This window comes from Yoonia sp. SWMV100 (assembly GCF_056108365.1).
In genome coordinates this window covers 401,825-422,564 of record NZ_JBWBAQ010000004.1, presented here as the reverse complement: position 1 = coordinate 422,564, position 20,740 = coordinate 401,825, and the positions used below count along the sequence as shown (strand labels likewise).

Below are 20,740 nucleotides of genomic sequence, written 5' to 3'. Positions count from 1 at the left end.
TGGGCATGAACCCACCTGCGTTAATGATTGCGCTGCGCTTTGAGTTCAAGCCGACGCTTATGCAACACGGGTTCGGTGTAACCCGACGGCTGAACCCGGCCCCGAAAGACCAGATCACAGGCCGCCTGAAACGCGATCCCGTCGAAATGCGGTGCCATGGGGCGGTACGCAGGGTCAGATGCGTTTTGACCATCAACCACCGACGCCATTTTGCGCATGGCATCCATCACTTGGTTCTGGGTCACGATGTCATGATGCAACCAGTTCGCCAGGGCTTGGCTGGAAATCCGGCATGTTGCGCGATCTTCCATCAGGCCAACATCATGAATATCGGGCACCTTGGAACAACCCACGCCCTGATCGATCCAACGCACCACATACCCAAGAATACCCTGCGCGTTGTTTTCGATTTCTTGCGTGATCAATTCATCGGCCCAATCGGGATTGGTGGCCACTGGCACGGTCAAGAGGTCAGCTAATGTCCCCCGTTGGCCGCCCGCCTTGATCTCGTTTTGGCGCGCGATCACGTCAATGCTGTGGTAATGTGTTGCGTGCAACGTGGCCGCAGTGGGTGATGGGACCCAAGCACAGTTTGCGCCAGCCATCGGATGTCCAACCTTTGCAACCAACATATCGGCCATCCGGTCCGGCATCGCCCACATGCCTTTGCCAATCTGTGCTTTGCCCTGCAATCCGCAGGCAAGCCCGATATCGACGTTGCGATCCTCGTAGGATTTGATCCAGGCGCTGTCTTTCATCTGGCCTTTGGGGATCATTGGCCCGGCTTCCATGCTGGTATGAATTTCATCACCAGTCCGGTCGAGAAACCCTGTGTTGATAAAGGCCACGCGTGATTTCGCCGCGCGGATACATTCCTTGAGGTTGACAGAGGTCCGGCGCTCCTCGTCCATGATCCCCAGTTTGACGGTGTTTGCAGGTAAACCCAGCACGGCTTCGACGTGATCGAAAATTTCGCAGGTAAACGCCACCTCTTCGGGTCCGTGCATCTTGGGCTTCACAACATACATTGCACCATGCACCGAATTGCCACCGTCGTTTTGCAAGTCATGGATCGCAATCAAGGTGGTGCACATCGCATCCATCAATCCTTCGCCGACTTCGTTGCCATCAGCGTCCAAGATGGCCGGGTTCGTCATAAGATGCCCGACATTGCGGATCAGCATCAGCGAACGCCCCTTGTGGGTTTGCGCGCTGCCGTCTGGCCCGGTATACGTGACGTCCGCATTCAATTCACGGGTAAAGGTTTTGCCACCTTTCGTGACCTCTTCTGTCAGGTCACCTTTCATCAGGCCCAGCCAGTTGCTGTAGGCGACAACCTTATCTTCGGCATCGACAGCGGCGACTGAATCTTCGCAATCCATGATCGTTGACATGGCAGATTCAAGAATGATGTCGGAAATACCGGCGGCGTCTGCGCTGCCGATGGTGCTTGACGGATCAACAACAATTTTGATCAGCAGCCCATTCGCGCGCAGAAAGATTTCAGCGTCGTCATTGTGGCCCGCGAACTGTGCCGGATCTGACAGCGCCGGGACAAGCCCACCCTGTTCAACACGCAACGCGGTGATGTCCGCCCATGACCCGTCGGCCAACGGCACAACTTTATCCAGATGCGCACGGCCCCATGCGATCACACGCGCCCCACGATCAGCGTCATAACCCTTTGATTGCGGTAGGTCGCCCAAGGCATCAGTGCCGTAAAGCGCGTCATAAAGACTGCCCCAGCGGGCATTCGCCGCGTTCAGCGCAAAGCGTGCATTGGTGATGGGAACCACCAGTTGCGGGCCGGGAACCAATGCGATCTCAGGGTCCACACCTTGAGTGTCGATCGCAAAATCAGGGCCCTCCGGCACAAGGTAACCAATGTCCTCAAGAAACGCCTTGTAGGCAGCGGCATCATGCGGCGTCCCACGACGGGCGATGTGCCAGTCATCAATTCTGGCCTGTATGGTGCTACGCTTTTCTAATAACGTGCGGTTGCGAGGGCCCATTTGCGACACAAGATCGGCAAAACCCTTCCAAAAAGCATCTATTGATACACCGGTACCAGTAATTGCTTTTTGTTCGATAAAAGTTACCAGGTCTGTTGCAACCTGTAACCCATGCTTCGTCAATCGGTCTGTCATGATATCTCCCCTGCGGAAACGCGCACCGCAGATATGGCGCACGTTTGTTTCCCACCGGAGTAGACCAGAAGTTTCCTATCGGCAACAAGCCCGAATTTGACAAAGGTGTTTTGGGGAACGCGGGTTAATCGACTTGAATAATGACATCGCCGTTGACTTCACCCGGCGTGTTACCATTTTCGGCAAGAAAGAAAAACAAGCCGATCATCAAGATCAGGGCGATAGCCACAACAATCTTCATACCATAAAGTGGGCCGCGGTGGCGTTTTTCTTGCTTCTCGATATTTGTATCTGGTGCTGACATAAGATGCCTCCAAGAGTTAGGGGCTGTTGCAGCCCGGTGTGTACGGACATAACGTCTGGCCAACCGAATGGTTCAATCGAAAGGCATACCGATGCAAAACGCTGCACCGCAAACAATCTACCTGCGCGACTACACGCCCCCTGCCTACCTGGTCGACAGCGTGCATCTGACCTTTGATTTGTCGCCAAGCGCGACACGCGTAAAATCGCGGATTGCATTCCGCCCGAATCCGCATGCCACAACGCAGGAATTCTTTTTGCACGGCGAAAATCTTGTGCTGGTCTCGGCCTTAGTCGATGGTGTTCCTGTCACACCCGACATCACGCAAACCGGCCTGACGTGTGTCGTGCCAAATGCACCCTTTGTCTTCGAGGCAGAGGTCGAAATCAGCCCAGAGACCAACACCGCCCTAGAAGGGCTTTACATGTCGAACGGCATGTACTGCACCCAGTGCGAGGCCGAAGGGTTCCGCAAGATCACCTATTACCCCGACCGCCCCGATGTGATGTCGGTTTTCACCGTCCGCATCGAAAGCACGCTGCCCGTCCTTCTTTCAAACGGGAACAGTGTCGCGCAGGGTGAAGGTTGGGCCGAATGGCATGACCCCTGGCCGAAACCCGCATATCTATTTGCACTGGTCGGCGGCGATCTGGTCAATCACCCTGACAGTTTCACCACCATGTCCGGCAAAGAGGTGGCGTTGAATATTTGGGTCCGCCCCGGTCCCGACGAACAAAAATGCGCATTCGGAATGAAGGCGCTGAAAGCGTCGATGAAGTGGGACGAAGATGTTTACGGCCGGGAATACGATTTGGATATTTTCAATATCGTTGCCGTTGATGACTTCAACATGGGGGCGATGGAAAACAAAGGCTTGAACATTTTCAACTCTTCTGCCGTGTTGGCCAGCCCGCAAACAGCGACCGACGCCAACTTTGAACGGATCGAGGCGATCATCGCCCACGAGTATTTTCACAACTGGACCGGCAACCGCATCACCTGCCGTGACTGGTTCCAGCTCTGCCTGAAAGAAGGCTTGACCGTGTTCCGCGATCAGCAATTTACGGGCGACATGCGTGGTCATGCTGTCAAACGCATCAATGACGCTGTGGTGCTGCGCGCCCACCAGTTCCGCGAGGATGGCGGCCCGCTTGCCCATCCGGTGCGTCCAGACAGCTTTGTCGAGATCAACAACTTTTACACTGTCACCGTCTATGAAAAGGGTGCCGAGATCATCGGGATGCTGAAACGCCTTGTGGGCGACGACGCTTATAAAGCCGCGCTTGATCTCTATTTTGAACGACACGACGGCGATGCGGCCACGATCGAAGACTGGTTAAAGGTATTTACTGACGCGACGGGGCGCGACCTGACGCAATTTGCCCGCTGGTATGCGCAGGCCGGCACGCCACGGGTCAGCGTGAGCGATCATTATGAAAACGGCACCTACAGTTTGCACCTGTCGCAACACACGCCGCCGACACCCGGCCAAGACCACAAAGACCCCTTTGTGATCCCTGTCGCGGTGGGGCTGCTGAATGACAATGGCGATGAAATCGTCCCCACCCAAATTTTGGAACTGACCGAGGCGGCACAAACCTTCACGTTTACAGGCCTATCAGGCAAACCGATTCCATCTATTTTGCGCGGGTTTTCCGCACCCGTGATATTGGAGCGCGACCAGACAAACGCTGAACGTGCATTCCTTTTGGCCCATGACACCGACCCGTTCAACCGCTGGGATGCCGGACGGACATTGGCCCAAGACGTGCTGGTTCGCATGGTACGCGATGACGCGACACCCGACGCGGCATTCCTTGACGGTTTGGCCGCCGTGTTACGCGATGACACCCTAGACCCGGCATTTCGCGCCCTCGCGTTGTCCCTGCCGTCACAAGACGACACAGCCCAAGCGCTTGTCGATATTGGGCTGACGCCAGACCCGACCGCAATCTACGACGCGCATGAAACCCTGCGACTGCATATCGCGCAACACCTGCAAGACACCTTGCCGCGTGTGTTTGCGGATATGACTGTCACCGGACCTTATTCGCCGCAGGCAGAGGACGCTGGCAAACGGGCGCTTGGCAACGCGATCCTGGCCCTGATGACAAAATTGGACGGCGGCAAACAAGCGTCAAAACAATATGCCGACGCCGATAACATGACCCAGCAGCTTGCGGCGCTGGGGGCGCTTTTGACCATTGGTAAGGGCGCTGCCGAATTGGCATCCTTCGAAGAGCAGTGGCATCACGACAGGCTGGTCATGGACAAATGGTTCGGGCTACAGGTCGGCTGCGCCACACCTGACCGGGCTGCCGCGGTCGCAGGCAAGCTGACACAACATCCGGCGTTCACGATGCGAAACCCGAACCGGTTCCGTGCGGTTTTCGGCGCGCTCAAGGCGAACACCGCAGGGTTCCATGACCCATCAGGCGCGGCGTACGATTTGCTCGCGGATTGGCTGATCAAGCTCGATGCGCTTAACCCGCAAACCACCGCCCGCATGGTCACATCGTTTGACACGTGGAAACGCTATGACGCCGACCGGCAGACCAGAATGCGTGCAGCACTAGAGCGGATTGCGCAAACCCCCAACCTTTCGCGTGATACAACCGAAATGGTGACCCGTATCTTGGGCTGATTCACTTGAAGCCGGCAGCGGCTTCTTTTAGACACCACTTAAATTCGACCAAAGGACGCGCTAGATGCTTGATCTGACTTACGACGCCCCCGCACCCAAAGTGATCGCGGGTGCAAAGCACGACTGGGAACTCGTGATCGGGCTCGAAGTCCACGCGCAGGTCGCCACCAAAGCAAAGCTGTTTTCCGGCGCATCGACGCAGTTCGGTGCAGAGCCGAACAGCAACGTGGCGTTTGTGGATGCGGGCATGCCGGGCATGTTGCCCGTCATCAACGAAGGCTGTGTGGCGCTGGCTGTGAAAACAGGGCTTGGGTTGAACGCGCAGATCAACCTTTTTTCTGCGTTTGACCGCAAAAACTATTTTTATCCCGATCTGCCGCAAGGCTATCAGATTTCGCAACTGTACCACCCCATCGTGGGCGAAGGCGAAGTGTTGGTGGAAATGGGTGATGGCACCGCGCGCAACGTGCGCATCGAGCGCATTCACCTGGAACAGGACGCGGGGAAATCTATCCACGACATGGACCCCAACATGTCCTTCGTGGACCTGAACCGCACAGGCGTCGCCCTGATGGAAATCGTCAGCCGCCCCGATATCCGCGGCCCCGAAGAAGCCGCGGCTTATGTGCTGAAACTGCGTCAGATCCTGCGTTATCTGGGCACCTGTGACGGCAACATGCAAAACGGCAACATGCGCGCCGACGTGAACGTGTCGATCTGCCGTCCCGGCGATTATGAACGCTATCAGGAAACCCAAGATTTCAGCCACCTTGGCACGCGCTGTGAAATCAAGAACATGAACTCGACCCGGTTCATCCAAGCCGCGATCGAGGTCGAAGCACGGCGCCAGATCGCTTTGCTTGAAGACGGCAAAGAGGTTGTTCAGGAAACCCGCCTGTATGACCCGGACAAGAACGAAACCCGGTCAATGCGCTCTAAGGAAGAAGCACATGATTACCGCTACTTCCCTGACCCTGACCTGCTGCCGCTGGAAATCGAACAAGCATGGGTTGATGAGATCAAAGCAGCACTGCCCGAACTTCCCGACGCCAAAAAAGCCCGCTTTGTCAACGACTTTGGCTTGTCTGACTATGACGCGTCCGTGCTGACCGCCGAAGTCGCAAATGCGCAGTATTTCGAAAACGTGGCCGAAGGCAAAGACGGCAAACTGGCCGCGAACTGGGTGATCAACGAACTGTTCGGCCGTTTGAAAAAAGACGGCGACAAAGGCATCGAAGACAGCCCCGTCAGCGCCGCGCAACTGGGCCAGATTATCGGTCTGATCAAATCTGATGTCATCTCGGGCAAGATCGCCAAAGACGTGTTTGAAATCTGCTATACCACGGGCCGCGATCCAGAAGAGATCGTCGAAACCGAAGGCATGAAGCAGGTTACAGACACAGGCGCAATCGAAGCCGCCGTTGACGAAATCATCGCCGCCAACCCCGCCCAAGTGGAAAAGGCGCAAGCCAACCCCAAATTGGCAGGATGGTTTGTGGGTCAGGTGATGAAGGCCACGGGCGGTAAAGCGAACCCAGCCGTCGTGAACCAACTGGTCGCGACGAAACTGGGGCTTTAGATCTCGGGTCCGCGCGATATTTGATTTATGCGCGGGCTTTGCTATATCTGATCCGTGAAAAACAAAGGTGACGGAATGTCTTACGAATATATGGTCGTGCCGGCACCAACGCGTGGCGTCAAAGCAAAAGGTGCAAAAACCGCCGAGGACCGTTTTGCTATCGCGCTTGAGACGGTCATGAACAAAATGGCGTCAGATGGGTGGGACTACCTGCGGGCAGATACGTTGCCGTCCGAGCAACGCGAAGGTCTGATGGGCAAGACCACCGTGTTTCTGAATATGCTGGTTTTTCGCCGGGCCAGAACAGTGGCTGCGGACCCGAAGCCGGAACCAGTCGTTGCGAGCGCGCCTATCGTTGCACCAGCGCCTGTCAAAGATGCGGACGACGGCATTGGCGACGACGACTAATTACTGAACCTCAATCGCAAGTGCGTGGATCTGCCCGATAATGTCGGGGCCTAGCGCAGAATGAATCGCCCGGTGCCGCGCCACGCGCGACATCGCATCGAACTGCGGCGCCTTGATCACGATGCGCCAATGGCTTTCCCCTGACCCATCATCCCCTGCGTGACCACTATGTTGTGCGCTTTCGTTGATCACTTCGAGGGTCTGGGGTGAAAGTACCGACAAAGCGGTACGAATTTTTGCTTCAATTGACATTATTTTCTCTCTGCCCTCTTCAATCCTGTGCTGGGAGGTTTAAAGTCTATCGTCCGAGTCGGAAAGGTAAGACGCGCCATGAAAAAAGATGATCCCTTTGGTTTTGACATGTCAGTGTCGAGTTCCAAGAAGAAGAACCCGCGTGGGCGCCGGGGTATGTCGGGCGCATCCGAGACGTCACAGAGGGTCTGCGACCACGAAGGTTGCGAGGAATCAGGCAAGTTTCGCGCCCCCAAGTCGCCCGATATTTTGGACGACTATTTTTGGTTCTGCCAAGAGCACGTACGTGAATATAACCTGAAGTGGAATTTCTTCGAAACCACCACCGAGGCTGAAATCGCGGCACAGATGACCAAGGACCGCGTGTGGGACCGACCCACCAAGCCAATGAAGCGCAGCGTGGAAGAGCGCGCGTGGTCACGGCTGGGGATCGAGGACCCGCATCAGGTGCTGGGCGTTAACGCCACCCGCAATCCGGGACGTGGTGCCAGTGTAGGTCGGAAACTGCCGCCAACTGAACGCCGCGCTGTCGAAATTTTGGAAGCCAAAGACAATTGGTCCAAGCAGCAGATCCGTAAGGCCTATAAGGCCCTGATCAAAGTGCTGCACCCGGACATGAACGGTGGGGATCGCAGCCAAGAAGAACAACTGTCAGAAGTTGTTTGGGCATGGGATCAAATCAAGATCAGTCGCAATTTTCGCGACAAAGATTGAAAAAGGGGCCGGTTGGCCCCTTTTTTATTCACACTCAATTCAGACGGCGCCGCTTGGGATAAAGTTGCGCTTTTGAAAGGTCGCTGAGCTGTCCGATCGCGCTTAAATCTTCTTCTCGCGCAGCTCTTCGCAGTTCAATATCATGCCGCACTAACAGCAGATGTGCCATCATCACAATCCCAAACCAAGCCAGAACAAGATAGGGTTTCACGGTGAATGCGGTAAGCAAAAGGACCGGTGCAAACAGTGTCCCATAGAACGGAACGATCAGCGTGCCAGCAATCACAGCGGCCAGAAACGCACTGATACATCCACCGACCATGGCGCGCAGTGTTCCTAATCGCCCGGCCAAGGACATCCAGTTGCGCGTCGCATAAAGCGCCAAAGCGCCGCTAAATGCACCGACAATCGCAACCCACGTTTCATAGCCGACGATCGTGACGGGAATTGCCGTTGTCACATCGGACATGATCAGCATCGTCATGCCCGCGGACATCGCGCTCATCGCGCCATATGCCATTGCGAGCGCTTTGTCGCCTCGCGTTAGATGCAACATTCCAAAATACGATTTCACCATAACATTCCCCGCACTCAACAATAATAATGCTTCTTAGCGGATTTGATTGTTCACTGTCTGTGTCGAAAAACACGTCAAATCCAAGCCTAATGTCTCTTTTATGCCTTATTTGGGCTTTTCGGACAAGCGAAAATCCGCCGACACGGCCGGGGTGAAAAAGGTCAATCCTTTCAATATGCTATAACGACGGTACCAAAATATGGCCGGTGCAAAGCGTTATGACACCATCAAAAAGCGAGTCGCGCCGCCACACAACGGCCACTTTTGGCCGTGCGACAACGCAAAAAGAGTCGATGTTAGGGTTGCTACGCCTGCTGAAAAACAAGGCTGACACCGTTCAGGCAGTGGCGTTTGCCGGTGGGCTGCGGACCATCATCGAAAATGTGCCCAAGGTGGCTACCGCAGCGGCGGCAGTGACATTCGGTGCGCACAGAAAACAGACCGCGGTCTTGCTTGGTGGCAATCGCATTCGGCAGGCTTTCATAAAAGCTTGGCCAACCAGTGCCACTGTCATACTTTGCCTCAGACGCATAAAGCGGCAAGTCGCAGCCGCGGCAATGGTATGTCCCGTCAGCATTGTTCTTGTCCAAAGGCGATGATCCGGCGCGTTCGGTCGCTTCTTGACGCATCACCTGATATTGGGCATCGGTCAACATCGCACGCCATTCAGCGTCTGTGCGTGTCACCTCAAAGGTTTCTTGGGCGTGCACACGTTTGACGAAGCCCGCGCTCGCGACCGCACCGATCATAAAGTGTCGACGTTCCATTGATTTCATCCCTGTCTATTCTGGATTTTTTGGCGTGCATCGCCATGTTTCAGACGATGCACCTTGCTGTGATGGGCGGCTTGACTACACAACCACGCACTCGGACCGACGCCGCCCTTCACAACCTCTTAGCCGCTCACAGCGGGCAGCATGACTGTGTCGATCACGTGGATTACGCCGTTTGACTGCTTTACGTCGGCGACCGTTACGGTCGCGACTTGGCCTTGCTCGTCTTCCAGCATGATCATGCCGTTTTCATATGTAGCTTGCAAAACGCACCCGCCAAGCGTTGGCACGGCGTGACGCCCGCTGTCGTCCGCGATCATGCCTTGAATGGCATCTGACATCGCGTTTGCCCCAACCACGTGGCAGGTCAAAATTTCGACCAGACGGTCGGCGTTTTCAGGTTTCAGCAGATCGTCAACCGAACCGGCCGGCAGTTTTGCAAATGCGGCGTCGGTCGGGGCGAAAACCGTGAACGGGCCTTCACCGGACAGTGTTTCTACCAAACCCGCCTGAACAACTGCCGCGACCAACGTTGTGTGGATCGGGCTGTTGACCGCGTTTTCGACAATGGTTTTGGACTCGAGCATCTCGGCTCCGCCGACGGTTGGGTTCATCGCGTGGCTTGCTGCAAATGATGTGCCCGCAATGGCTGTCAGGGCTGCGGTGGCGACGATTGTTTTAGCAAAGTTCATCACTGGTCTCTCCAAATGTTGGTCCGTGGCGTTTTTGCCGCGGTCGACAGAAGCCACGCAAGGTCAGCGCAAAGAGTTTCAAAATTCGTAAATAAAAAATAGGACATTGATTTTGATACGAAAAAGGCTGCCTTGGTGTCCCAAGGCAGCCTTTTTTTGATCAGCCCACGCGTTTATATCGTGCTAAACGGTGCCGCAGCCACCACAGCACCCGTTGGCGCACCCGTGGGTGAACCGCCGGGCGGTTCGTCGCTTAGCGCCAGTAGACCACCAGCGATCAGCGTCGCCATCTGTGGTGGGATTTGTACGCGCCCTGTCGGACCTTCGGGCAATAGACCCAACGACACCGGCGCATCATTGCCGGCAATCAACCACATCTCAAGGACGCGCCCAGTGGCGGGCCCACCTGCGACCCGCTCAAGAGAGAGCGTGTTGGTATCAGGGTCGAATGTGGCGTTGACGCGCAGGCCGACGTCCTCGCCGACCAGACCGGCAATCAAATCATTGGCGCTGGGGTTCGGCGCGGGAAGGATCACGAAACCGACGGCAATAGCGAATGCGACGGCACTGACCGCGCCCGCCAAAAGGGACGTCAGGCTCCAGCGTTTTTGCGGTGCGCCAAATAACCGTGCCGCAATCGCCTGATAGGTTTTCGCGGGCGGTGTGACTGGCGCAATGCTATCAGTGAGCGACACCAAATGCTCTTGCCACAAGACAAGCTCGGCGCGCAGGGCAATATCACGGTTAATTTCAGCCTCAAAGGCGCGCGCCTCTGGCGGGGTCAATAGGCCCAACGCATATTCGGCGGCGGCCGAAAGGGGGGCATCATCGGTATGATCATCGGTCATTGTGACAGACAGTCCTTTAATTTTATCAGGCTACGACGCAGCCATGTACGGATCGTATTCAGCGGAACCTGCATCAGGTCCGCCAGATCCTGATATGTGTCACCATCAAGATAGGCACGACGCACGGCCTCGGCCCTGTCAGCGGGCAATTCATCAAGGCAGTCATTGATCTGCGCGCGTTGCGACGATGCAATGGCTTGGGCTTCCGGACCAAGCGATGGATCGGCCAGTTCGGCCACCTCGTCCAGACCTGCCTGACCCTTCTTGCGTCTGCGCAAGCGATCAATCGCGTGATTGCGCGTGATCGTAATCAGCCACGTCATCGGGCTTAGCCCGTTCGACTGATACCTGTCAGCGGCCCGCCACACCTTGATGTATACCTCCTGCAATGCGTCGTCCGCTTCAGCGCGGTTGTTCAAAACACGCAAGGTCACGCCAAAAAGTTTCGCCGAGGTCGCATTATAAAGTGCTGCAAAGGCATCCCTGTCGCCCAAGGCGATCCGGTCAATGTAAGTTTCGATATCGTCGCGTGTTGCCACATCCATCTCCTCGTCTGCATCGCAGCTAACCATAGAAGCGCCGGAAGGCCAATTAGGTTGTGCAAAGTTTGCTTTGACCTCTGGTACTTGCGGCGGCAGGCGATATGTTGCATCGATAATTCAACATAAGACGACAAAGCAAAGGCGGCGCAGATGGCTGACGTGACCCTCGATATTAATGCAAAACCGACCGAAGACATTTCGGTCCGCGAAGTGTTTGGCATCGATAGTGATATGAAAATCAAGGGGTTTGCTGACCGCACCGACCGCGTGCCTGACATTGACAGTACATATAAATTCGACCCCGATACCACTTTGGCGATCCTCGCGGGCTTTGGCTATAACCGCCGTGTAATGATTCAGGGTTACCACGGGACAGGCAAATCGTCGCATATCGAACAGGTGGCCGCGCGATTGAACTGGCCTGCGGTGCGGGTGAACCTTGATAGCCACATCTCGCGGATCGACCTGATCGGGAAAGACGCGATCAAACTGCGCGACGGTGTTCAGGTGACTGAATTCCACGAAGGTATTCTGCCTTGGGCCTTGCGCAATCCTGTTGCGATTGTGTTCGATGAATATGATGCGGGCCGCGCTGATGTGATGTTTGTCATCCAACGCGTCCTAGAGGCCGACGGCAAACTGACGTTGATGGATCAAAACGAAATCATCACGCCCAATAAATATTTCCGGCTGTTTGCCACAGCGAACACGGTTGGCTTGGGTGATACCACTGGGCTTTACCACGGCACCCAACAAATCAACCAAGCCCAGATGGACCGCTGGTCGCTCGTTGCGACGTTGAATTACCTGTCACATGACGCCGAAGCTGCGATCGTGCTGGCCAAATCGCCGCACTACAACACCGACAAGGGCCGCAGAATCGTATCGCAAATGGTGACTGTCGCCGACCTGACCCGTACCGCATTCATGAACGGCGATCTGTCCACGGTCATGTCACCTCGTACAGTGCTGGCATGGGCCGAAAACGCGCGGATCTTCCAGGATGTAGGCTATGCGTTCCGGCTGTCGTTCCTCAACAAATGTGACGAACTTGAACGCCAAACTGTCGCTGAATTCTATCAGCGCTGTTTTGACGAAGAGCTGCCCGAAAGCGCGGCAAGCCTGAGCCTGGGGTAACAAAATGGCGAACGCGCTTTGGCCGGTTTGTGCCGCATTCATCGCAGTGTCAGCGTTGCCAGCAACCGCAATGACCGCCGAGTTGGAGGACGTTTTGGCGTGCGTTGCGTTTGAAAGGGGCTTGAACGAAATGTCCCGCGCAACAAACACGTCAGACGACGATGCTGCTTATGTCGAAAATTTGGCACGCTGGAACATGATCATCGACATGACCCGTGGTGATACGACCGATGCCGAAATTGAAGCCGAAGTAACACGCGTCATGGAAAATAATGCCGCAATGCTAGACGATTTTAGTCGCGGCGAAGACACGGTTGATGCTGACGGCTACGAAGTTGGCCAAAGCATTCAGCAGTACAGCTCATTTTGCTGGCAGACCGAGCTAAAGTACCTGCCGGAATAAACAGAAATTAAGGGCGGGGATTACCCCGCCCTTTGTTTTATCCGCGCGCCGCTTTCGTCGCGTTTGCCCACCAAACCATGTCGTCAAACAGGTCTTTGGCTGCTGGCAGAATGTGATCTTCGATTGTTTCGATTTCACCATTTGCGCCCATTGGGTGCAACGCCATAAAGTCGCCGCCAGAAATATGTACCGCACCGTGAACCGGAACCATGGCCAGTTCGACACCGATTGTGCGCAGATGCTCGATCGCGCGGGCGGCACCGACCCCACCGTATCCCAGATAGCCCATCGGCTTGCGGTTCCATTCATTATAGGCTTGATCCAGTGCGTTTTTCAGCGCGCCAGTGATCGAATGGTTGTATTCAGCGGTAATGAAAATATAGCCGTCAAACTCTGCCAGCTTTTCTTGCCAGGCGATCGCCTTGGGGTCTTGGCTTGGCATCCATTTATTTGACGCCATTTCGTCAAAAAGCGGTAGATCAAAGTCACGCAAATCGACCAATTCGGCGGTCATGTCCTCGCGCGCGGCGGCTTGTTTCATCAACCACGCAGCAGGCTTGTCAGCGAAACGGGATGCGCGGGTCGATCCGATAATAACGGCGATTTTAGGAAGATTCGACATTTTAGTCTCCAATGTTTGAGCAGTCTTTGGATACAATGTGCGCCCCCGATGTCACGCACGCAACAGCGATATGTGCGCACACTCTGTGCAGGAATGCAGAGCGATTCACTTTCTGACCCCGCACGAAATACACATGAATGGCCCAGACATGTCATAATCAAGTCCGTTTTGTTTGTATGGTGTTCGGCATCGCAACCGGGAGATGACGATGAAAATGAAGATCGGGACGGAATTGCCCGCAGATTATGTGCTCGCCCATGAAGATCTGGCAGAATCTGCGGCCACATTGATTGCCCAGACGCTGCTGCCTTTATTTGCAGAAAACATGAGCGCTGAAATTGCCAAGGCCAATGTCGAAGGAATCGTGACAGAGCTGGCGTATCTTTTTGATGAAGGCGAGATCACGATTGGTGGCAAAACCTACCGTCCGCGCATCGCATTTATTGACGAGGCAGGCGTGGCTGTGCCCGGGTTTGCCGAACTGGACACACTTCACGCCTTGGTCGACGATCCTTTTGACATAGCCCCCGAAGCAAACATCATATTCGAAGACCTCGAATGATGGGGCGTTGTCGCCAGCTTTACGTCTGACGCCTCTGGTCATTGCGTGCGACGGGTTCTAGTTTACCTGTGAACGAAGGACGCTGCCGATGCAAAAACCAACCGACAACCCCGCCGACCCATTCAAGAAAGCGCTGGCCGAGGCGACTAAAGTCTTGGCCAACGACCGTGAATTGACCGTAACTTATTCGGTGGATCCGGCCGGCCAGACAGCGGATTCAATTCGTCTGCCGCAAGTGACGCGCCGCATGACCCGCGACGAAGTCCTTTTGGCGCGCGGCACGGCAGACGCCTTTGCGCTTCGTCACAAATTCCACGACCCCAAAGTCGCTGCGCGCTACATGCCGCAGGGGCAGATGGCGCGCGACCTGTATGACGCAATGGAAACAGCGCGCACAGAGGCCGTGGGCGCACAGCACATGCCCGGCACCGCCGGAAACATCGACGCCAAAATCGCGAATGAAGCGATGCGAAAAGGCTATGACCAAATCACCCAAGCATCAGACGCCCCGCTTGCGGTCGCCGCCGGATATCTGATCCGCCATCTCGCCACTGGCCGCCCCCTGCCGAAGGGCGCCGACAACGTCATGACCCTGTGGCGTGGCTTTATCGAGGATCACTGCGGCGATACCCTCGAGAATTTGTCGCATACGTTGAACGACCAGCAGGCGTTTGCGAAATTCGCGCGTCAACTGATCAGCGACATGGGATATGGCGATCAACTGGGTGATGATCCCGACAGTCTTGATGATGAAAACAACGACGAAGCCGAAGAAACCAACGACGACGATCAACAAGAACCCGACAGCACCGGCGATGACGACAGCGACGGCGAACAGGCCGACGCATCACCGGAACAGACCCAAGAAGACCAGCAAGACGCCAATCAGGCGCAGGTCAGCATGGATGATCAGGCGGATCAGGAAATGGGCGAAGAGGCAGAAATGCCCGAAGGCGAGGCCCCTCTCGAACCACCTGCCCCGCAACCTGTGTCAGATGCGGACCCGGATTATCAGATCTATACGGCCGAATTTGACGAAGAAATCGGTGCCGCTGATCTGGCAGAGCCTGCGGAACTGGAACGCTTGCGGGCCTATCTCGACCAGCAACTTGACCCGCTGAAGGGGGCAGTCAGCCGTTTGGCCAACAAGCTACAGCGCCGGTTGCAGGCCCAGCAGAACCGGTCGTGGGAATTCGATCGTGAAGAGGGAATTCTGGACGCGGGCCGTTTGGCACGGGTTGTGGCATCCCCCACAACCCCATTGTCGTTCAAGGTCGAAAAAGATACCGAATTCCGCGATACGGTCGTGACTCTCTTGCTCGACAACTCTGGCTCTATGCGGGGGCGTCCAATTTCGATTGCCGCAATTTGCGCCGATGTGATGGCACGCACGCTGGAACGCTGCGACGTCAAAGTCGAGATACTGGGTTTTACCACCAAAGCATGGAAAGGCGGCCAGTCCCGCGAGAAATGGCTGGGCGATGGCCGCGCGGCAAAGCCCGGTCGCCTGAACGACCTGCGCCACATCATCTATAAATCCGCAGATGCCCCATGGCGGCGGACACGCCCAAATTTGGGATTGATGATGAAAGAAGGCTTGCTCAAAGAAAATATCGACGGCGAGGCCTTGGAATGGGCCCACCGCCGGGTGGTCAATCGCCACGAGCAGCGCAAAATCCTGATGGTGATTTCCGACGGTGCGCCGGTGGACGATTCCACATTGTCCGTGAACCCCGCCAACTATCTGGAAAAGCATCTGCGCGATGTGATCGCGATGATTGAAAAACGCAAAGCGGTTGAACTGGTTGCGATCGGTATCGGTCATGACGTGACCCGTTATTATGAACGCGCTGTTACAATCACCGACGTGGAACAGCTGGCGGGCGCCATGACCGAACAACTGGCAAGCCTGTTTGATAGCGATCCGCGCAAGCGCGCCCGCGTGCTGGGCATGCGCAAGGCCAGCTAAGCACAGGTTTTCAAAAAATTTGAATCGCGCGGCGCTGGCCGTATCGGCAAGAAAAATCAAAGCGGGAGGCTGCAACAATGCTGCAAACTTTTGAGGCGCAATCAAGCCCCGACCAAGGTCCTCCGCGGCTGGCTGCCCTGCGTGCCCGAATGCGCGCTGAAGGCGTTGACGCGTTTTTGGTTCCGCGAGCCGACGCGCACCAAGGCGAATATGTCGCTGAACGCGACGCACGGTTGGCGTGGTTGACCGGATTTTCAGGATCAGCAGGGTTTTGCGTCGTATTGTCCGATGTCGCGGGCGTCTTTGTGGACGGACGTTACCGTGTGCAGGTGCGCGCCGAGGTTGCCGATGTGTTTACCCCGGTTAACTGGCCGGAAATACAGTTATCCGACTGGCTAAGTGAACAACGGCCAGATGGCGGTGTGCTTGCCTATGACCCGTGGTTGCATACGGTCAAGGAAATCGCCGATCTGCGCGAAAGCCTACCGCAGTTCACGCTGCGCCCCGTTGCCAACCCTGTCGACGCGATTTGGGATGACCAGCCCGCCCCGCCCGCCGCACCGTTTGTGGCACATTCACTGGCGCATTCCGGCGAAGTGCATGATGCAAAAAGGGCCCGCATCGCACAGAGTATGAAGGCAAATGCAGCGATCATTACCCTGCCCGACAGCATCGCGTGGCTATTGAATCTGCGCGGCACGGATATCGCACGCAACCCTGTGCCGCACGCATTTGCGGTGCTACACGCCACCGGCGACGTCGCGCTGTTTACAATGCCAAGCAAGACGGCCCAACTGGGGGACCATTTGGGCGCTGACGTGACAATTCACGATGTGGCTGATTTTTTGGGCCACATCGGCACGCTTGCGGGACCCGTACAGATTGATCCAAAGTCATGTCCGGCTGTTATCGCGCAAACGCTGGATGCGGCGGGCGTTGCAACGCGGCACGAAACGGACCCGTGCATTTTGCCCAAGGCAATCAAGAATTCAGTGGAAATCGACGGCGCAAAAGCCGCCCATGCGCGCGATGCCGTCGCGATGGTCCGGTTTCTGGCGTGGCTTGACGCCACTGCACCTGCGGGGGCTCTGACAGAAATCGACGTCGTGACCGCGCTTGAGGGGTTTCGCAGCCAGACAAATGCGCTGCGCGACATCAGTTTTGAAACGATCTGCGGCGCAGGGCCGAATGGTGCGATTGTGCATTACCGCGTGAATGAAAATACCAACCGTCCCGTCAAATCCGGCGAACTTTTGTTGATCGATAGCGGTGGCCAATATGTTGACGGCACCACCGATATTACCCGCACTGTGATCGTGGGCACGCCAACCGATGAACATCGGTCCTGCTACACGCGTGTGTTGCAGGGGATGGTCGCGATCAGCCGAATCCGGTTTCCCAAGGGCGTCGGCGGTCAACATCTGGACGCTTTGGCGCGCGCGCCACTTTGGCTTGCGGGACAGGATTATGATCACGGAACCGGTCACGGCGTTGGCAGCTACCTCAGTGTCCACGAAGGTCCGCAGGGCATTTCGCGCCGATCAGAGGTTGCCTTGCAGGCGGGTATGATCCTGTCCAACGAACCCGGCTATTACCGCGAAGGCGCATTTGGCATTCGGATTGAAAACCTGATTACCGTGGTCCCTGCCCCCCAGTTGCCCGGCGCGGATGACCGCAGCATGCTGGCGTTTGATACCCTGACGCATGTGCCGCTTGACCGTCGGTTAATTGATGTGACGTTGCTTTCATCTGCCGAACGGGACTGGATTGATCAGTATCATGCCGCTACAGTCGCACTTCTGGCTGACAGGCTGGATGCGCCTGCGCGTCACTGGCTGATCGCCGCATGTGCGCCATTGTGACATGAAAATGTCATAGTGCACCCATACCAATTTACGGCGGTCCAGTTGACTGCCGACTTACAGAAAAAGGATTTCGCTGATGGCTGATCATATTCAGATAACGCCTGCTCATGGAACTTGGGTTGTCCGTGCTGGCGGTGCCGTGCTTGGCGAAAGCCAGAATGCGTTGGAATTGACCGAAGGTGACTATCCACCGGTGATTTACTTCCCACGCGCCGACATTGCGATGGCATTTCTCGAGCCGACAGAAACCACATCAACCTGCCCGTACAAAGGTGACGCGTCATATTTCACGATCGTCGCAAAAAGCGGCCCGATCAAGGATGCCGTCTGGACGTATACCGACCCCAAGCCCGAGGTCGCTGCCATCAAAGACCATCTTGCGTTTTACACAAATAAGGTCGCGATAGAGCAGGTATAACCGGCTAAGAATGTTCCTCTGCCGCTGTTTCCGATAGCGCACGGTTCATCGCCTTGAGCGCATCGACCTGAAATAACGCACCCCAAAGCTCTGGCGGGCTGTCTTCATCGCCCAATGTCACAACAGGGATAAAGCTGTGACCGCCACGCTCGAACACAGGCATCGCCTGTTCAAGCGTGGCATTGCCATCAATATAAAGCCCTTCGCGAATTAGGTCCCAACACGCATCGTCTGGGGCTGCGCGCGGTGTGTTGATCGGGCGCATAATTGTGGACACCCGAAATGTTGCCAACAAATACGCCTGTGGCCCCGCCGCAAGATGGACATTGCGGCGTTCCAACTGCGTTAAAAAGAACGACCGATCCACCAGCCGCGATGACAGTGCTGTGGACAGGGATACCGCCACCATGACAGCCAAACCTGTTTGCCAGTCGCCGGTCAGTTCAAACACGATCAAGGTGGTGGAAATAGGCGCGCCCAGAACTGCGGCTGCGACCGCCCCCATTCCAGCCAGCGCATACAGCGTCCCTTCGCCCGATACATTCGGGAAAATCGCCGTGGCGATCGTGCCGAACGCGAGGCCCGTCAGTGCGCCCACCATCAACGACGGCGAAAACACCCCACCGCCCATTCGTCCGCCCATGGTAATCGCCACGGCAACCACCTTTAGGACACCAAAAATGATCGCCTCATGCAGCAAAAAGTCGCCCTTTAAGGCCGCCGACGTCGTTTCATAGCCGACGCCGATGATATGGGGCCACCAAATTGCAAGAATGCCAAGCAGGGCACCGGCGACCGCTGGCCGTAAAAATCGCGGTAACCCTGTTTCACGCTGCACAAAGCTGCCGAAATCATCGGCCCAAAATACCGCCTTCATCAAAACAACGGCAACCAAACCGCACACCAGACCCAAGATAAGAAACGCGGGCAGTTCGACATAGAATGCCAAGGCATTTTGGACCGGCAAAACGAATTCCGTAACATCACCAAAAGCCAGCCGATTGATCACTGTCCCTGCAACCGAAGCAATCACAATCGGGGCAAATGCATGCACTGCAAAATGGCGCAAAACAACCTCGAGCGCGAAAAGTGCGCCGGCTATCGGCGCGTTAAAGCTGGCGGACACGGCGGCAGCGACCGCGCATCCCAGCAGGTCACGCCCGGTGATGCCATTGGCGTTGATCCAACGGCATATCATGGTAGAAATCACAGCAGCGATATGCACCACCGGTCCCTCGCGCCCGGTAGACCCGCCCGAAGATAACGTCACCAGCGATGCAAGCGCAGACGCGATCCCGCGCCGCACCTCGACCCTGCCTTCGTTCAACGCCGCGCTTTCAACCACGTCGGCAACAGATCTGGCGCGCCCGTCATCGGTGAACCGATCTAAAATCAACCCGACGATCAGACCGCCGCAAACAGGGATCAACACGATCTGGTACCACGCAAGGCCCGCGATAAAGCTGTGCAGATGGGCAATATCGTCCGTGCCATACAACAACGATTGCAGCGCACCGATTCCAAGACGGAACAACAACGATGCAACCCCCGCGCCGATTCCGATCGCCAAGGCAATAAACCAAAACTGAATCTGGGTTGGACCACGTGTCTTGATAACACGGATTGCTTCACTGCAACTTGCTTTAGCGGTCGTAATCCCTTGGGAGATGAGTGGTTTGACGGACCGTCCCATGCAGATTGCTTTCCTACCCATTATCACATCAGCGACGCGAACGCGCTAAAGCCACGTCTATGCCATACGCATCATCTGTCCAATAGGAAGCCCCCCGGACACCTGTCTATGTTGCACCTGAGTCGCGAATCCCAGCGTGTGCGCAATAATCGCACGAAAAACGCCGTGAAACCTGCCGTCAAGTATCGCGATAACGGCGCAAAACGTCTTTTACTTTCAACAATTTAAAAATTTAGTTCATAGAAATGCGAGCGAATTCACGTTGATCACGACGCGTGTAAATTTTTTAGACTCAATTTCCTTAAGGCGCGTCCAACAGATCAATCGCCCATATCATGAAAGTCTTTATATGTTTCAATATGTTATTCACATTTCTTGGCAGCCGGACTTTGCCTTGGAAGCAATCAGCGTTGTTTTATTCATGCGCACCCAACCCTAGGGATGCAAGGATTTCATAATACAACTTAGGTAAGTTACCTTGACATACTTTGGGACAGGTTGCTCACAGCGTCGCGCATCCGCTAATTGTAACGGTGTAGGTCAGTTAGACCTAGGTGCGTAACAAGTTGGTGTGACCGTAGTTCGTTTTGA

Annotated in this window: 20 protein-coding genes; 10 read left to right on the top strand and 10 right to left on the bottom strand. The window is 55.7% G+C overall.

Annotated elements, in window-relative coordinates; translation table 11 throughout:
• Positions 1-20 precede the first annotated feature (20 nt).
• On the bottom strand, positions 21-2,147 hold the full coding sequence (locus tag ACXJGX_RS11195; protein WP_474781616.1) for a malate synthase G: 2,127 nt from the start codon (positions 2,145-2,147) through the stop codon (positions 21-23).
• Between the two features lie 124 nt (positions 2,148-2,271).
• Complete coding sequence (locus ACXJGX_RS11190) at positions 2,272-2,451, bottom strand: hypothetical protein (protein WP_474781614.1); 180 nt, start codon at positions 2,449-2,451, stop codon at positions 2,272-2,274.
• Between the two features lie 91 nt (positions 2,452-2,542).
• Here ACXJGX_RS11190 and pepN point away from each other — a divergent pair, with 91 nt between their 5' ends.
• The 3 genes from pepN to ACXJGX_RS11175 all read left to right on the top strand — a co-directional run bounded on the left by pepN (position 2,543) and on the right by ACXJGX_RS11175 (position 7,082).
• A complete protein-coding gene (gene pepN / locus ACXJGX_RS11185; RefSeq protein WP_474781612.1) occupies positions 2,543-5,095 on the top strand; it encodes an aminopeptidase N in 2,553 nt (850 codons plus the stop codon).
• 64 nt (positions 5,096-5,159) lie between these two features.
• Positions 5,160-6,674 (top strand): Asp-tRNA(Asn)/Glu-tRNA(Gln) amidotransferase subunit GatB, encoded by a 1,515-nt coding sequence (gatB, locus tag ACXJGX_RS11180; RefSeq protein ID WP_474781610.1) that lies wholly within the window; start codon positions 5,160-5,162, stop codon positions 6,672-6,674.
• A gap of 75 nt (positions 6,675-6,749) precedes the next feature.
• Positions 6,750-7,082 carry a DUF4177 domain-containing protein gene (locus ACXJGX_RS11175; RefSeq protein ID WP_474781608.1) on the top strand — a complete coding sequence of 111 codons (333 nt, stop codon included), beginning with the start codon at positions 6,750-6,752 and terminating at the stop codon, positions 7,080-7,082.
• Here ACXJGX_RS11175 and ACXJGX_RS11170 read toward each other — a convergent pair whose 3' ends face one another.
• On the bottom strand, positions 7,083-7,334 hold the full coding sequence (locus ACXJGX_RS11170) for a BolA family protein (RefSeq protein WP_474781606.1): 252 nt from the start codon (positions 7,332-7,334) through the stop codon (positions 7,083-7,085).
• A gap of 78 nt (positions 7,335-7,412) precedes the next feature.
• Between ACXJGX_RS11170 and ACXJGX_RS11165 the strand changes: the two genes are divergently transcribed.
• Entirely contained in the window at positions 7,413-8,048 is a 636-nt protein-coding gene (locus ACXJGX_RS11165) for a DnaJ domain-containing protein (RefSeq protein ID WP_474781604.1), read from the top strand.
• Positions 8,049-8,082: 34 nt separating this feature from the next.
• Here ACXJGX_RS11165 and ACXJGX_RS11160 read toward each other — a convergent pair whose 3' ends face one another.
• From ACXJGX_RS11160 to ACXJGX_RS11140, 5 genes are all read right to left on the bottom strand, one after another.
• Positions 8,083-8,553, bottom strand: coding sequence for a hypothetical protein (locus ACXJGX_RS11160; protein WP_474781602.1), 471 nt, complete (start codon positions 8,551-8,553; stop codon positions 8,083-8,085).
• A gap of 377 nt (positions 8,554-8,930) precedes the next feature.
• Positions 8,931-9,392: a peptide-methionine (R)-S-oxide reductase MsrB gene (msrB, locus tag ACXJGX_RS11155; RefSeq protein WP_474781600.1), complete on the bottom strand. Its 462-nt coding sequence runs from the start codon at positions 9,390-9,392 to the stop codon at positions 8,931-8,933.
• A 128-nt stretch (positions 9,393-9,520) separates the two neighbouring features.
• Entirely contained in the window at positions 9,521-10,090 is a 570-nt protein-coding gene (locus tag ACXJGX_RS11150; RefSeq protein WP_474781598.1) for a fasciclin domain-containing protein, read from the bottom strand.
• A gap of 173 nt (positions 10,091-10,263) precedes the next feature.
• Entirely contained in the window at positions 10,264-10,938 is a 675-nt protein-coding gene (locus ACXJGX_RS11145; RefSeq protein WP_474781596.1) for an anti-sigma factor, read from the bottom strand.
• Positions 10,935-11,477 carry a sigma-70 family RNA polymerase sigma factor gene (locus ACXJGX_RS11140; protein WP_474781594.1) on the bottom strand — a complete coding sequence of 181 codons (543 nt, stop codon included), beginning with the start codon at positions 11,475-11,477 and terminating at the stop codon, positions 10,935-10,937. The genes ACXJGX_RS11145 and ACXJGX_RS11140 overlap by 4 nt, the downstream gene beginning before the upstream one ends.
• Positions 11,478-11,630: 153 nt before the next feature.
• Between ACXJGX_RS11140 and cobS the strand changes: the two genes are divergently transcribed.
• Together cobS and ACXJGX_RS11130 are read left to right on the top strand one after the other, a co-directional pair.
• On the top strand, positions 11,631-12,617 hold the full coding sequence (cobS, locus tag ACXJGX_RS11135) for a cobaltochelatase subunit CobS (protein WP_474781592.1): 987 nt from the start codon (positions 11,631-11,633) through the stop codon (positions 12,615-12,617).
• 4 nt (positions 12,618-12,621) lie between these two features.
• Positions 12,622-13,020: a hypothetical protein gene (locus ACXJGX_RS11130; RefSeq protein ID WP_474781590.1), complete on the top strand. Its 399-nt coding sequence runs from the start codon at positions 12,622-12,624 to the stop codon at positions 13,018-13,020.
• 37 nt (positions 13,021-13,057) lie between these two features.
• Here ACXJGX_RS11130 and ACXJGX_RS11125 read toward each other — a convergent pair whose 3' ends face one another.
• Complete coding sequence (locus tag ACXJGX_RS11125; RefSeq protein WP_474781588.1) at positions 13,058-13,642, bottom strand: NADPH-dependent FMN reductase; 585 nt, start codon at positions 13,640-13,642, stop codon at positions 13,058-13,060.
• 208 nt (positions 13,643-13,850) lie between these two features.
• Here ACXJGX_RS11125 and ACXJGX_RS11120 point away from each other — a divergent pair, with 208 nt between their 5' ends.
• The 4 genes from ACXJGX_RS11120 (at position 13,851) to ACXJGX_RS11105 (ending at position 18,456) form a co-directional block, all read left to right on the top strand.
• Positions 13,851-14,204: a hypothetical protein gene (locus ACXJGX_RS11120; RefSeq protein ID WP_474781586.1), complete on the top strand. Its 354-nt coding sequence runs from the start codon at positions 13,851-13,853 to the stop codon at positions 14,202-14,204.
• An 88-nt stretch (positions 14,205-14,292) separates the two neighbouring features.
• Positions 14,293-16,173 carry a cobaltochelatase subunit CobT gene (gene cobT / locus ACXJGX_RS11115; RefSeq protein ID WP_474781584.1) on the top strand — a complete coding sequence of 627 codons (1,881 nt, stop codon included), beginning with the start codon at positions 14,293-14,295 and terminating at the stop codon, positions 16,171-16,173.
• A gap of 77 nt (positions 16,174-16,250) precedes the next feature.
• On the top strand, positions 16,251-18,035 hold the full coding sequence (locus ACXJGX_RS11110; RefSeq protein WP_474781582.1) for an aminopeptidase P family protein: 1,785 nt from the start codon (positions 16,251-16,253) through the stop codon (positions 18,033-18,035).
• A 79-nt stretch (positions 18,036-18,114) separates the two neighbouring features.
• Positions 18,115-18,456: a DUF427 domain-containing protein gene (locus ACXJGX_RS11105; protein WP_474781580.1), complete on the top strand. Its 342-nt coding sequence runs from the start codon at positions 18,115-18,117 to the stop codon at positions 18,454-18,456.
• Between the two features lie 4 nt (positions 18,457-18,460).
• On the opposite strand, the gene ACXJGX_RS11100 is transcribed toward ACXJGX_RS11105, so the two are convergent.
• A complete protein-coding gene (locus tag ACXJGX_RS11100; RefSeq protein WP_474781578.1) occupies positions 18,461-20,149 on the bottom strand; it encodes a chloride channel protein in 1,689 nt (562 codons plus the stop codon).
• Between the last annotated feature and the right edge of the window lie 591 nt (positions 20,150-20,740).

Coding starts and splice junctions, on each gene's coding strand:
- ACXJGX_RS11195 (WP_474781616.1), bottom strand. CDS start 2,147: ATGACAGACCGATTGACGAAGCATGGGTTACAGGTTGCAACAGACCTG.
- ACXJGX_RS11190 (WP_474781614.1), bottom strand. CDS start 2,451: ATGTCAGCACCAGATACAAATATCGAGAAGCAAGAAAAACGCCACCGC.
- pepN (WP_474781612.1), top strand. CDS start 2,543: ATGCAAAACGCTGCACCGCAAACAATCTACCTGCGCGACTACACGCCC.
- gatB (WP_474781610.1), top strand. CDS start 5,160: ATGCTTGATCTGACTTACGACGCCCCCGCACCCAAAGTGATCGCGGGT.
- ACXJGX_RS11175 (WP_474781608.1), top strand. CDS start 6,750: ATGTCTTACGAATATATGGTCGTGCCGGCACCAACGCGTGGCGTCAAA.
- ACXJGX_RS11170 (WP_474781606.1), bottom strand. CDS start 7,334: ATGTCAATTGAAGCAAAAATTCGTACCGCTTTGTCGGTACTTTCACCC.
- ACXJGX_RS11165 (WP_474781604.1), top strand. CDS start 7,413: ATGAAAAAAGATGATCCCTTTGGTTTTGACATGTCAGTGTCGAGTTCC.
- ACXJGX_RS11160 (WP_474781602.1), bottom strand. CDS start 8,553: ATGAGCGCGATGTCCGCGGGCATGACGATGCTGATCATGTCCGATGTG.
- msrB (WP_474781600.1), bottom strand. CDS start 9,392: ATGGAACGTCGACACTTTATGATCGGTGCGGTCGCGAGCGCGGGCTTC.
- ACXJGX_RS11150 (WP_474781598.1), bottom strand. CDS start 10,090: ATGAACTTTGCTAAAACAATCGTCGCCACCGCAGCCCTGACAGCCATT.
- ACXJGX_RS11145 (WP_474781596.1), bottom strand. CDS start 10,938: ATGACCGATGATCATACCGATGATGCCCCCCTTTCGGCCGCCGCCGAA.
- cobS (WP_474781592.1), top strand. CDS start 11,631: ATGGCTGACGTGACCCTCGATATTAATGCAAAACCGACCGAAGACATT.
- ACXJGX_RS11130 (WP_474781590.1), top strand. CDS start 12,622: ATGGCGAACGCGCTTTGGCCGGTTTGTGCCGCATTCATCGCAGTGTCA.
- ACXJGX_RS11125 (WP_474781588.1), bottom strand. CDS start 13,642: ATGTCGAATCTTCCTAAAATCGCCGTTATTATCGGATCGACCCGCGCA.
- ACXJGX_RS11120 (WP_474781586.1), top strand. CDS start 13,851: ATGAAAATGAAGATCGGGACGGAATTGCCCGCAGATTATGTGCTCGCC.
- cobT (WP_474781584.1), top strand. CDS start 14,293: ATGCAAAAACCAACCGACAACCCCGCCGACCCATTCAAGAAAGCGCTG.
- ACXJGX_RS11110 (WP_474781582.1), top strand. CDS start 16,251: ATGCTGCAAACTTTTGAGGCGCAATCAAGCCCCGACCAAGGTCCTCCG.
- ACXJGX_RS11105 (WP_474781580.1), top strand. CDS start 18,115: ATGGCTGATCATATTCAGATAACGCCTGCTCATGGAACTTGGGTTGTC.
- ACXJGX_RS11100 (WP_474781578.1), bottom strand. CDS start 20,149: ATGGGACGGTCCGTCAAACCACTCATCTCCCAAGGGATTACGACCGCT.